The organism is Vibrio echinoideorum (assembly GCF_024347455.1).
GTDB classification, from domain to species: Bacteria; Pseudomonadota; Gammaproteobacteria; order Enterobacterales; family Vibrionaceae; genus Vibrio; species Vibrio echinoideorum.
In genome coordinates, this window is sequence record NZ_AP025483.1 from 1261909 (window position 1) to 1274556 (window position 12648).

The 12648-nt window shown below is 44.4% G+C and carries 12 protein-coding genes; 4 read left to right on the forward strand and 8 right to left on the reverse strand.

Annotated features, from left to right (window positions below):
* Window positions 1-93: 93 nt before the first annotated feature.
* Complete coding sequence (locus tag OCV36_RS05810; RefSeq protein ID WP_245300896.1) at window positions 94-2406, reverse strand: YgiQ family radical SAM protein; 2313 nt, start codon at window positions 2404-2406, stop codon at window positions 94-96.
* A gap of 330 nt (window positions 2407-2736) precedes the next feature.
* Here OCV36_RS05810 and OCV36_RS05815 point away from each other — a divergent pair, with 330 nt between their 5' ends.
* Together OCV36_RS05815 and OCV36_RS05820 are read left to right on the forward strand one after the other, a co-directional pair.
* Entirely contained in the window at window positions 2737-3417 is a 681-nt protein-coding gene (locus tag OCV36_RS05815; RefSeq protein ID WP_135454651.1) for a hypothetical protein, read from the forward strand.
* A 121-nt stretch (window positions 3418-3538) separates the two neighbouring features.
* On the forward strand, window positions 3539-3739 hold the full coding sequence (locus OCV36_RS05820) for a DUF4250 domain-containing protein (RefSeq protein WP_135454653.1): 201 nt from the start codon (window positions 3539-3541) through the stop codon (window positions 3737-3739).
* A gap of 230 nt (window positions 3740-3969) precedes the next feature.
* On the opposite strand, the gene OCV36_RS05825 is transcribed toward OCV36_RS05820, so the two are convergent.
* Complete coding sequence (locus OCV36_RS05825) at window positions 3970-4881, reverse strand: LysR substrate-binding domain-containing protein (RefSeq protein ID WP_004736509.1); 912 nt, start codon at window positions 4879-4881, stop codon at window positions 3970-3972.
* Between the two features lie 279 nt (window positions 4882-5160).
* Here OCV36_RS05825 and metE point away from each other — a divergent pair, with 279 nt between their 5' ends.
* Complete coding sequence (gene metE, locus OCV36_RS05830; RefSeq protein ID WP_135454655.1) at window positions 5161-7515, forward strand: 5-methyltetrahydropteroyltriglutamate--homocysteine S-methyltransferase; 2355 nt, start codon at window positions 5161-5163, stop codon at window positions 7513-7515.
* A 105-nt stretch (window positions 7516-7620) separates the two neighbouring features.
* Here the strand turns inward: metE and gspS2 are convergent, their stop codons facing one another.
* The 6 genes from gspS2 to OCV36_RS05860 form a co-directional block, all read right to left on the reverse strand.
* Complete coding sequence (gene gspS2 / locus OCV36_RS05835; protein ID WP_029225239.1) at window positions 7621-8019, reverse strand: GspS/AspS pilotin family protein; 399 nt, start codon at window positions 8017-8019, stop codon at window positions 7621-7623.
* A gap of 1 nt (window position 8020) precedes the next feature.
* Window positions 8021-8317: a YciI family protein gene (locus OCV36_RS05840; protein ID WP_004736512.1), complete on the reverse strand. Its 297-nt coding sequence runs from the start codon at window positions 8315-8317 to the stop codon at window positions 8021-8023.
* Between the two features lie 220 nt (window positions 8318-8537).
* Entirely contained in the window at window positions 8538-8936 is a 399-nt protein-coding gene (yciA, locus tag OCV36_RS05845; RefSeq protein WP_017076386.1) for an acyl-CoA thioester hydrolase YciA, read from the reverse strand.
* 258 nt (window positions 8937-9194) lie between these two features.
* Window positions 9195-9779 (reverse strand): septation protein A, encoded by a 585-nt coding sequence (locus tag OCV36_RS05850; protein WP_135454657.1) that lies wholly within the window; start codon window positions 9777-9779, stop codon window positions 9195-9197.
* A 110-nt stretch (window positions 9780-9889) separates the two neighbouring features.
* Entirely contained in the window at window positions 9890-10138 is a 249-nt protein-coding gene (locus OCV36_RS05855; RefSeq protein WP_017076384.1) for a hypothetical protein, read from the reverse strand.
* Between the two features lie 288 nt (window positions 10139-10426).
* Entirely contained in the window at window positions 10427-11314 is an 888-nt protein-coding gene (locus OCV36_RS05860; RefSeq protein WP_135454659.1) for a LysR substrate-binding domain-containing protein, read from the reverse strand.
* Window positions 11315-11495: 181 nt separating this feature from the next.
* Between OCV36_RS05860 and hisC the strand changes: the two genes are divergently transcribed.
* Window positions 11496-12647 carry a histidinol-phosphate transaminase gene (hisC, locus tag OCV36_RS05865; protein ID WP_135454661.1) on the forward strand — a complete coding sequence of 384 codons (1152 nt, stop codon included), beginning with the start codon at window positions 11496-11498 and terminating at the stop codon, window positions 12645-12647.
* Window position 12648 lies beyond the last annotated feature (1 nt).

Genomic DNA, 12648 nt, shown 5'->3' on the forward strand with positions numbered 1-12648 from the left:
AAACCAATTTAAAAATCTTCCAGACATAAAAAAGCGCAGCTAAATAGCTGCGCTTTGTATTTTTATGATCACCAAGTAAATGGGTTCGCTATATTAACGCTGTGTTGCGCGCTGGCGATTTTTTCCGTTACTTGCAGGTTTACCACCTTGACCATTACCTGCTTTGCTGCGGTTTGGCTTGCCATTTCCGCCGCCATTGCCTTGCGATTGCTGGCTAGCAGGGGCTTTTTTGATGAAACCGGTCGCTGGTTTATTCGCGTTACCATTACCGTTCTGCTTTCCGTTGCCTTGATTGCCGTTACCTTGGTTACCTGTTGGCTTCTTACCACCCGGCTTAGGCTTATTGCCACCAGGCTTAGAATGGTTACGTGGGCTTTCGCCGCCAAGACCCGGTTGAGCTTTACTGTGCTTAGTTGCAAAACGTTGTGAACCATGACGACCAGACTTACGACGCTGTGCCGGTGTCAGAGCTTCAAAGTCTTCTTCTGGTACTAAGCAGTTCGCTTTGTCACCAATTAGGTGTTTTTTGCCCATGCTGATTAGTGCTTCACGGATGATCTTCCAGTTTTCTGGATCGTGGTAACGAAGCAATGCTTTATGCAGACGACGTTGACGATCACCTTTAGGCACTGGAACATCTTCACGTTTTTTGTATTTCACACGCTTCAGAGGGTTAGTCTCTGAGTAGTACATCGACGTCGCATTACACATTGGCGATGGGTAGAAGTTCTGTACTTGGTCACACTCGTAGTTATGCTTTTTCAGCCACAACGCAAGGTTAAGCATGTCTTCATCTTCCGTGCCCGGGTGAGCAGAGATGAAGTAAGGAATTAGATACTGTTTCTTACCGGCTTCAGCGCTGTACTTCTCGAACATCTCTTTGAAACGATCGTAAGTGCCCATGCCCGGTTTCATCATCAGATCCAGAGGGCCTTTTTCAGTGTGCTCTGGAGCAATCTTCAAGTAACCACCAACGTGGTGAGTCACAAGCTCACGTACGTATTCTGGAGATTCAATCGCAAGGTCATAACGAACGCCTGATGCGATCATTACTTTCTTGATACCCGGAACCTTTCTCGCTGAGCGGTAAAGGTCAATGGTGTGCTGGTGGTCTGTGTTCAGTTTTTCACAGATTTTAGGGAACACACATGATGGGCGACGGCAGTTAATTTCAGCTTTAGGATCAGAACAACCTAGACGATACATGTTCGCCGTTGGTCCACCCAAGTCAGAAATGGTACCGGTAAAGCCAGGTACTTTATCTTTAATGTCTTCGATTTCATCCAAGATCGATTCTTTCGAACGGTTCTGAATGATACGACCTTCGTGCTCTGTGATTGAACAGAAAGAACAACCACCAAAACAACCACGCATGATGTTAACCGAAGTTTTAATCATGTCGTATGCAGGGATCTTTGCTTTGCCATACATAGGGTGCGGAACACGCTTGTACGCAAGGCCAAACACGTAATCCATCTCTTCAGTTGCAAGAGGAATTGGCGCTTGGTTTACCCATAGTTCGCGGTCACCGTGACGTTGAATAAGAGCACGACCTGAATACGGGTTGGTCTCTAGGTGCAGAATACGGCTAGCGTGAGCGTAAAGAATACGGTCGTTATTGAGCTTTTCGAAACCAGGGATACGAACCGCGGTTGTTTTTGCATCGTGACGAGAAGGACGAATAGTAATTGGCTGCGCCTTTACTTCTTCTTTTTCATCTTTCTTGGTATCACATTGCGTTTCTACTTCGTACGGGTTAACCGGAACGTAGGCTTTGTTCGGTTTTTCGATACGAGAAGAATCAATAATTTTGTAACCTTCAGGCGCTGCAGGTAAGTTGATAGCAGTACCGCGGATATTGGTCAGCGTAGACATGTCTTCGCCATCGGCAATGCGGTGTGCCACTTCAACCAATGCACGCTCAGCGTTACCGAAAAGAAGAATGTCTGCTTTTGCATCAAACAATACAGAGCGACGAACTTTATCAGACCAGTAGTCGTAGTGCGCTACGCGACGTAAGCTTGCTTCAATACCACCAAGAACGATTGGTGTGCCTTTGTAAGCTTCACGACAACGTTGAGAATAAATCAGAGTTGCACGGTCAGGACGCTTACCACCTTCATTGTTTGGTGTGTAGGCATCGTCGTGACGAAGTTTGCGATCAGAGGTGTAGCGGTTGATCATGGAATCCATGTTACCCGCAGTGATGCCGAAGAATAGGTTAGGTCGACCCAGTTCCATAAAGGCATCTTTACTGTCCCACTTTGGTTGGGCAATGATGCCCACGCGGAAACCTTGAGCTTCAAGCAAACGGCCAATGATAGCCATACCAAAGCTCGGGTGATCGACATAAGCGTCACCAGTTACAATAATAATGTCACAGCTATCCCATCCAAGAGCATCCATCTCCTTTCTACTGGTAGGCAAAAAGGGTGCTGTTCCGTAGCACTCGGCCCAGTATTTTTTGTGTTCGTGAATAGGAGTGATATCGCTGTACATATTTCAACCTCTGATTTTTGAGGCGGGAATTATAGCGGCATGAGCCTAGACTAGCCAGTAGAACATGCCCCTGTTAGTTCTGATGTCTTTCGCCATTTTGCAGATAATGCTGACAAAAGAACCATACAACAGCATAGTTGAAGCCTTGAATAACGTCGCTAATTTGTGATTTTGATTAGTGTTCGCAGCAGTTTTTGATATTATTCGCGAAAATAAGTCTGAAGAAGTAGATCCACAATGGTCGAATCATTATTAGTACAATTTGCTCCCATGCTACTAGGAGCCCAACTGATCTTAACCCTCATTTTGGTAAAAGGGGATATTTGCCCGGGACAACGTGGCCGTATTCACAAGATGTTACCTGCGATTGGCGTGCTTTGGCTTGCTGTTGCTTCATTAAGAATTGAAGCGTTTCTTGTCGTGTTCGCGATCTTTTATTTCTATTCTCAAATTCAAACCAAGAAGACACGTGATTCTGGTCCTATTTGGGTGATGTACCTTGCGTGTGGTTTGGCGCTTTCATACGTTGCTATTCAAGCGACTGAGCAAGCAACCACCGTCGGTATTATTACTACTTTACTGCTAGTGGCACTGTTGGGGTCTGCGTTTGGTCATTTACTGCTGACGATTGCGAGAACACGCTTACAAGCATTTCACCGTGTTCTGCCTGTTGTGGGCGTATTAACAGGCATGCTGGTGGTTTTGGCGACGGTCGTAAATGTTTATTCTCTGTCTGAAGCTCAATTAGAGCCAATGATTTCAACCCTACTGTTTAGCTTTGCTTTGCTAATCTCAGCTATCGTAGTGTGGTGTTGGCATCTATTGTTCGTTAAAACCCCTGAAAAGCTTCAGCTGACTATTTCATTGTTGATGTTATTGGTGGCGGCCGTTGGTTTAACGCCAGTTTGGGCGATGTAGGCGGTTACTGATCTCACAAGCCTTTTGGTGTTGAATCGAAAAAGTGTGATCTGTTTTTTAGCGTGGTGTTGGTAAGCGTTCTAAACTTAAATCTAGTCGGTGTGTTCGTTAGGAGTACGGGATGGATTTAAGCAACGTCAAAGGTTTCGAAAGCATTATTTTGCTGGGAATCGTGAATGAAAAACTTCGCTTAGAATGCGATAGCTTTGAAGAGCTGATCAGTATGTATGAAATGGATATAGAAAGTGTTGTAGGTAAGCTTGATATGCTTGGCTATCAATACGACCCATTAACTAACCAGTTTAAGTCTTATCCAAGATAAGCAACAAACTGGCGCATCTTCTGTCGATTGTGAGTCAGCTATCGATTGTGAGCCAGTTATCGAGAATGAACTAGTTATCGATTGTGAGCCAGTATCGTGAATGAACAAGTACCGCCATCGTCGGTACTAAAGCTAAAAGAAGAAAGTCACAGATAATCTGTGACTTTTTTGTTTCTGGCGCATTCCTATCTGGTTCAACGCTGGCATAAACTAACCCAACAACGCGCCTCTTAAACGACTTCAATGCCATCTAGGTGACTCTTACTTTGCTGTCTTGCCGTGCTAAAGAAAGCTTGTAGGTAACGTTTGTCTTTTTCTGAGTTTCTTACCGCTGCGAATAACCTTCTTGAAAGCCCTTTGCCTAATGGTTTGCTGGCAATGAGTCCTTGCCTTGAAAATTCACTGATCGCCCAGTTTGGTAATGCTGCGACACCTAAGCCAGCTGATACCATTTGTACCAACATTAATGTGTTGTCTGCCTGTTTCCATTTCTTTGGTTCAACGCCTGCGGGTTGCAAAAAGTGTTTTACTACGTCGAGACGCTGCTTTTGAACCGGATAAGAGAGCATCGTAATATCACTAAGATCTTGCGGTTCAATACTCGGCTTTTCGGCCAAAGGAGAGTTGATCGCGGTGATCAAGCGCATCTCAAAATCGAAAAGCGGTTCGTAGTGAACTTCAGAACGGGGCTGTATATCGGAGGTGATCACCAAATCTAACTCACCTGCCATCAATGCCGGTAGAGGCTCAAACCCGAACCCTGACGAGAAATCTAAGGTCACGCTTGGCCAAGCAACTTGGTACTCTTTCAACGCGGGCATTAGCCATTGGAAGCATGAGTGACACTCGATCGCCATGTGCAATCGGCCATTCACATCCTCTTTTAGGCTCGCCAACTCATTCTCTGCTTTAGCAATCTTTGGCTGTATCTCATCCGCGAGCTTAAGCAAGATCTCACCCTCAGAGGTAAATTTCACTGGCCTAGTTTTTCGTAGGAAAAGCTGACCGCCAATACGCGCTTCAAGGTCTTTCAATTGATGAGAAAGCGCCGACTGAGTCAGGTGAAGAGAGGTCGCAGTGGCTGTTAACGATCCGCTGTCTCTCAAGGTGGTCAATGTTCGAAGGTGTTTAAGCTCTATCATGAGTATTCCTCATATTCCCTAAGCCAATTCAATATTTCTTAATAATCACCCTACGGTGTTTTTGATCTTTTGTAAACGTCTAGATGTCCAGATGGATTTAAACTGTTCATCTTTGGATGATTCAAGATGAATATTATTAATAAACAAGATGAATATTTGGACGTTGTCCATAGATCGGATTAAGGCGATAGTTTAGCCATCCAGACGCCTTTTTGGAAAAGTGAAATCATCAAAGGCAGTCTGACCGGAATTTAAAATTATCGAATAAGGAAAAGACTCATGACGACAACAACGCATATTCTTGGCTACCCACGTATCGGCGAAAAAAGAGAACTCAAATTCACGCTCGAGAAATACTGGCGCGGTGATATCGATCAATCTGAGCTCAAGCAACTCGGCAGCGAATTAAGAAATCGTAACTGGAATGTACAAGCTGACGCGAATCTAAGCTTTGCAACTGCGGGTGACTTCGCATGGTACGATCATGTTCTAACAACGACTCTACTTCTAGGTCATGTACCAAAACGTCATACTGGTGGTTCTGAAGATGAAAAAGCCTTCCCAGATCTGGATACCTTGTTCCGTGTAGGTCGCGGTCAGTCTCAAGTTCAGTCAACTTGCTGCGGTGGTACGCATACGTCTAATGATGGCACTAAAGACAGTTCGGCTGCTTCCGACATGACGAAATGGTTCAACACCAATTACCACTACATTGTTCCAGAGTTCAGTAAAGACGACACCTTTGAAGTGAGCTGGCCGCAGCTGTTTGACGAAGTGAACGAAGCGATAAAAGCAGGACACAAAGTTAAGCCTGTACTTCTCGGCCCACTGTCATATTTGTACTTAGGCAAAGAAGTGGAAGAGGGCTTTGACCGCTTAACCTTGCTTCCACGTTTGCTTACTGCTTACCAAGCGATTTTGGCAAAACTCGCCAAGTTGGGCGTTGAGTGGGTGCAAATCGATGAGCCCATTCTATCTCTGGAACTTGAGACTAAGTGGGCAGATTCATTCAAGTTGGCTTATCAAGTGATTCAAGGCGATGTGAAACTATTGCTGACCACTTACTTTGATTCGGTGACTGACACGTTAGACAAGATCGTGGAACTGCCCGTCAACGGCTTACACATCGACTTGGCTGCCGCACCGCAGCAACTTGATGAGGTGGTGAATAAATTGCCACAAAATTGGGTGCTTTCTGCAGGGGCGATTAACGGTCGCAATGTATGGCGTGCTGATTTGGCCACGCAGCTAGAGCTACTGCAGCCAGTGAAAGAGAAGCTAGGAGACAAACTGTGGGTGGCAAGTTCATGTTCGCTGCTGCATAGCCCAGTAGATTTGGAGTTAGAAGATTCGCTCAGCGAAGAAGTGAAGAGTTGGTTTGCTTTCGCGAAACAGAAAGTCACCGAGGTGAGTTTATTGGGGGCTGCATTAGATGGCGATCAAAATGCCATTTTAGCGTGTGAGACTTACAGCCAACCAATTGTTGCTCGTAAGAGCGCAACTCATGTCAACAAGCCGCAAGTTCAAGCTCGCCTCAATATCATCACTAAAGCGTTAGCTGAGCGAAGTGCGCCTTACGCAGAACGTGCGGCGCATCAGTCTGAAGTTCTCGGCTTACCGCTGTTACCAACCACAACCATTGGTTCATTCCCACAGACCGGTGAAATTCGTGTTCAACGTAGCGCCTACCGAACCGGTCAATTGAGTGAAGCGGAATACACCACCGCACTAAAAGGTCACATTGCGGATGCAGTCAAACGTCAAGAAGCACTCGATTTGGATGTGCTTGTGCACGGTGAAGCCGAGCGCAATGACATGGTGGAATACTTTGCAGAAAACCTAGCCGGCTTCCAAACCACCAAATTTGGTTGGGTACAAAGCTATGGTTCTCGCTGCGTAAAACCTGCGATTGTGGTTGCGGATATCGAACGTGAAAAACCAATGACGGTGGAATGGTCGACCTATGCTCAATCTCTGACTTCAAAGCAGATGAAAGGCATGCTCACTGGGCCTGTCACTATCTTGTGTTGGACATTCCCACGTGAAGACATCTCACGCAAAGAGATCACTAACCAACTGGCGTTTGCACTGCGTGATGAGGTGTCGGATTTACAAGACGCTGGCATCAACATCATTCAAATTGATGAACCTGCCATTCGTGAAGGTTTGCCACTGAAAAAGCGCGACCACGCAGAATATCTAGAGTGGGCGGTTGATGCCTTTAAGATCTCAGCGGCGAGTGCCAAGCCAGAAACTCAGATCCATACCCATATGTGTTACAGCGAGTTCAACGAGATCATTGACTCAGTCGCTGCGCTAGATGCCGATGTGATTACCATAGAGACTTCTCGTTCGAACATGGAGCTACTGAAAGCGTTTGAAGAGTTTAACTATCCGAATGCGATTGGACCGGGTGTTTATGACATTCACTCACCAAACATTCCTTCAGAAGAGTGGATTGTTGATTTACTAAAGAAAGCGGCAGAAAAAATCCCAGCAGAACGTTTGTGGGCAAACCCTGATTGTGGTCTAAAGACGCGTAACTGGGCAGAAACAGAAGCGGCACTGACAAACCTTGTGTCGGCGACTAAGACACTGCGTAAAGAGTGGGAAGCTGCAGACGCTTTAGTATAACGAACACTAGGGTTTGATTACCCGCTAATCCACGATGAACCACAAAAAAGGCCTCGCAGTGCGAGGCCTTTTGGTTCTGTGCTTGTTTGAATCTCGAGCTAGAAACTAGCTGCTACTTTGACATGTCTCTTTACTGATCAGCTTCTCAACGATCAATTGTCCGCGAGTGTTGCGAATCTTGATGTTGTAAGCCAAGCCCATGTCGAGGTTTGCTCTTACTTCAGAGTTGGTGCAGTAGCTATTCACACTCATGTCTACAACTTGATTTAAAGGCTTAGCACCTTTTGCATCTTGGTTGTAGATCATCATGATTTCGATAACCGTGTTCTTTGCCAGCACGCGCATGACCGACAGCGGGCCATACTCAATCGGCAGGCCTGCGGATAAAACGCCAGCGCGATGTTGCGCCATCATTTCTAGCTGTCTTTGTTTGTCTTGTTCACTTGATGAGCTACAGCCTGCAAGCAGAACAGCGGCCAGTGAACCGATAATCCATTTTTTCACGTTAAAATACTTTCTTGAATGGTTTAACAATCACATTTTGGTAGACGCCAGCAGCAATGTACGGGTCTGCGTCTGCCCATGCTTGTGCATCGTCTAAAGAATTAAATTCAGCAATCACAGTAGAACCAGTGAAACCAGCTTCGCCGGGGTTATCTGAATCAATCGCTGGCATTGGACCTGCAGTTAAAAGTCGGCCTTCATCGTGAAGTGTTTGTAGGCGTTCTAGATGTTGTGGGCGAACACTTAGTCGTTTTTCTAATGAGTTTTCGACGTCTTGAGAAAAAATCACGTACCACATATTGAGATATCCTTATTTTACTTCACTGAATTTGGGGCGTTTAAATTCGCTATCTTGCTAATTTACGCGAACTAATTGGTATTGGAAGGGCTAATGATAAGAAATTGTGAAATGGTGCTAGAGAGTTGAATGGTCTTTAGTGATTTCATTTACCGTCGCTAAAGACCGTTGCATTCGTTTGTATCGATAGAAAAGCAAAAAGTTTGCTTAGTGAAAAGTGCTATTTTTTAACTGGTCGAGGTTTGCCACTTTCATCAACTGCGACGTAGTTGAATGTCGCACCACATACCTTGTAGCGATCGCCGATACCGTGATCAAGTACGGGCTTAACCCAAACTTCTAGGTCGATATTCATCGAGCTACGACCAATCTTAGTGCAGTCGCCATAAACACAGACTACATCACCAACCGATACGGGTTGTTTGAACTGGATGCTCGATACTGAAACGGTGACGATCTTGCCGTTAGAGATCTCTTTCGCCAGTATGCCACCAGCAAGGTCAAGCTGAGACATTATCCAACCACCGAATATTTGACCTGCTGCATTGGTATCAGAAGGCATCGCTAAAGTGCGAAGGAGTAAAGAACCAATCGGGTTCAAAGTTGATTGAATAGTCATTGTAGTACTCTTGGTGGTATTGATTATCTGAAATAAAAAATAGATGTGTGATGGGTTATCGAAGTATTTGTTGCTTCACAAGCAACAAGTTACCGTCAAATAGGTGAACGAGTGGCAGCCTCAAAGAGGACGTTAATTACTCGTTTTTCCCGTACACAAACAAATCAGTGGCCAATGATCGCGAGTATCATTGGCCACCGGGAATCGCATATTGAGAAGAATTGTAGCAAAAAGGGGATGAGGACTCATCTCTTAGGGTTACTTCTCGTCGGTATTTTTGTCTGCTAGGTCTTGCTGCTTATCTTTTGCCAGAGCTTGGTCTTTTGGTAAATGTTTATAAATATAAACACCCGTTAGAAAGGTAAACGCAAAGGTTGCGATGAGAAGGCCGAACACTTTGAAGTTAACCCAAACATCTAATGGCAGGTTGAAAGCCACATAAACGTTGAGAGTGGCGCAGAGAGTAAAAAACAAAGTCCAAGCCCAGTTGATCTTGCCCCATACGGCATCAGGAAGTGAGATCTCTTTGCCCAACATGCCTTTAATTGCAGACTTGCCCATGATGTGACTTACCGTTAAGCCAATAGCAAACAGCGCGTAAACGATGGTAACTTTCCATTTTATGAAATTATCGTCGTGCAAAAAGATGGTCATGCCACCAAATACGGCAACCATCAAAAATGTGATGATCTGCATTTTCTCTACTTTCTTGTAGATGATGTACGTTAAAACGATTTGTACTGCGGAAGCAACAATCAATGCGCCTGTAGCTGTGTAGATGTCGTACATCTTGTACAGCGCAAAGAAAATAATGAGAGGAATGAAATCAAGGATTTGCTTCATGTGGCACTGAGTATCCAGTTAGTTGAGTTGCAGACAGTCTAACTAAAATTGCCTCGATGCTAAATAGCCCGAGACAATTGGCTGCAAAACTAATTGTGTGGAACTCAATGTTACCGCATAGACGATGTTTGGTACCGGGGGATCAATTTCTTAATATCCTCAAGGTAACCTTCGCTCTTTAAGCTATCTAACGTATTTTCGAGTTCTTGTTCGCTCATGGCAAAACACGTCGATTTACCCGTCGTTAGATCGAGATAATCGTGGTATTCACGCTCTGTGAAGTGGCCGATTCTATCCATCAATAGGGTTTTAATTCCATGGTGAATTAAGCCGTAATACGTATGTCTTTGTAAGGTCATAACCTATCCTCCGTGACAAGCTGCGAAGATAAAGGGGCAACCTGCTGTATATTGTTTGGGTTATCTAAGACAAAGCAATTCGAATGCCATTTTGGTCATCAAAACAGAACATTTCTCATATCAAATTGAATTGATTTTCTTTTCAACCAGTTAAAAAGAAGCACATTCTGTTCTCACCTAAACAATACGTAACTAACGTAAAATAGTTTTATTTTGAGAATCACCCAATTCTCATTCTGACGACCTACAACCGCTTTATCGTTAGTGGATTCTCAATGTTGATAGTGGTTAACCTACAAGCCAATCGACTAGCGTAGATAGAGACGTATTTTGGCGATTTTTGGGTTGTATTAAGAAGTAACTATTTCCAGAAAAGACACTGTCTTCGCTCACTTTGACTAGCCGACCTAAATCAATATCTTGTTTGGCAAGAGTGATGTCGCCTATTGCAATTCCAAATCCTTGAATTGCCGCGTTCATCGCTTGATCAAGTGTCGCGAATTGTTGATTATTTTTACTCGAAAGGTCATGGCTTCCTATATGTTCCAACCAAAGTCGCCAATCACTCTGCTCATTGTTAGCGTGTAACCACGTGTATTGCGCGAGTTTATGCGGCTTGATCAGAGAAGAGGAACCACTGGCAAGGTGGCTGGGTTTAATGCTTTGCGCCTGGCTGACGGGTGCGAGCTGTTCGTTGAACAAGAGTTGGCTAACAATTGATTGTTGGCTTGGTTTTTTTCCATAGGTAATGACGGCATCGAACGGGTCAAAGCTCGGCTCAAAAACATGCTTGATGGTAGAAGTGAGCTCAACATCAATTTCAGGGTATGCCTCTTGAAAAGACATCAGTTTTGGCAGTAACCAAGAGGTAATGCAGCTCGGCGCGTTGAGCTTAATTTTGGAAGGGGAGCTCGCCACTTGGTTCAGAGCGGATTGCAGTTGCTGAATCGTATCTTGGATGAGTGGAACCAGTTCTTCTCCTTTGGGTGTTAATGACAACCCGCGAGCATGACGATAGAAAAGGTCGCACCCAAGACTTTCTTCAAACGACAAAACTTGGCGACTCACCGCGCCTTGCGTGACATTGAGTTCATGTGCTGCGCGTGTGAAGTTGAGGTGCTTTGCCGTTGACAGAAACGCGATCAAGGTTTTTGTTGAAGGTAGCGTGTTGTTCATGTCTACACCTATGAATTTTAATCATGCCTATTATGTAATTATTTCGATTCATTTATCAATAGCGTTCTGTTTGAATGTAAATACTTACTCATCATTTGTGATTCAATATGTGTATAAGCTACATATTTTGAATATGAAGGCAATGATGAAGACATTGTGATTAAGTGAAAGGGATAGCTTTTTGACATCTTTTATTGATAATTTAGTGCCTCAGGCTGTAAAAAAATTAATACCTTATCAATCAGCAAGAAGAATTGGTGGTGACGGACGTGTTTGGTTAAACGCTAACGAATTGGAAAGCTCGTTGTTTGAAGGAGAACCTAGTCATAACCGCTATCCAGATTTTCTACCGCAAGATATTGCTAAGGCTTACCAAGCTTATTGTGGAACTGATGCCGAGACGGTAGCTGTTCGTGGAGCAGACGAAGCGATTGATTTGCTGATCAGAACATTCTGTAAACCAGCGAGCGACAATATACTGATTTGCTCACCAACGTATGCGATGTATGAGTTTTGTGCCGATGCATTGGCGATTGAAACACTCGACTCGCCATTACAAGAAGACTTTAATCTTAATGTCGCCGATATTGTGCAGAAATCTGAACTGGTTAATCTTGTCTTTCTTTGTTCACCAAACAACCCTACTGGTAACGTGATTCCAAAAGTAGACCTCATTGAGGTACTGGAGGGAACTGTGGGCAAATCGCTAGTGGTGGTTGATGAAGCATATATTGAATTTGAACCCCATACATCGGCAGTGAGCCTCATTGAGCGTTATCCGCATCTAGTCGTGATTCGTACTTTATCTAAAGCATTTGGATTAGCAGCAGTACGTTGTGGCTTTATTTTGGCTAGTCCTAACGTGATGCAATATGTATCTAAGCTGATTCCCCCATACCCAATGCCAGATTGTTCTTCTCAGATCGTATTAGAAGCTTTGTCTGATGAGCGTGTTGCTGTGATGAAAGAGGCGACCGCTAAACTGGTTGAGATTCGTAATCAGTTCGCTGTTGCGTTAACCCAGTTCGACTTTATTGAATATGTTTATCCGTCATCGACCAACTTCATTTTGTTACGTCAAAAATCGGGGCATGAACTGTTTAGCGTATTGACGAAGGATGGCATTGTAACAAGGAACCAAAACCACGAACCTGCATTGCGTAACTGTGTTCGGATCACTATTGGTAGCCCTGAGAGCATGGCTGAAGTGATAGCGTCACTAGCAAGCTACCAAACCGAGTTGCAACAGACTCAACAAGATCAGCAAAAACGACAGCATCAACAAGATCAATATATAGAAACTCAATCTCAACTCGATAAAGATCATATCTAGG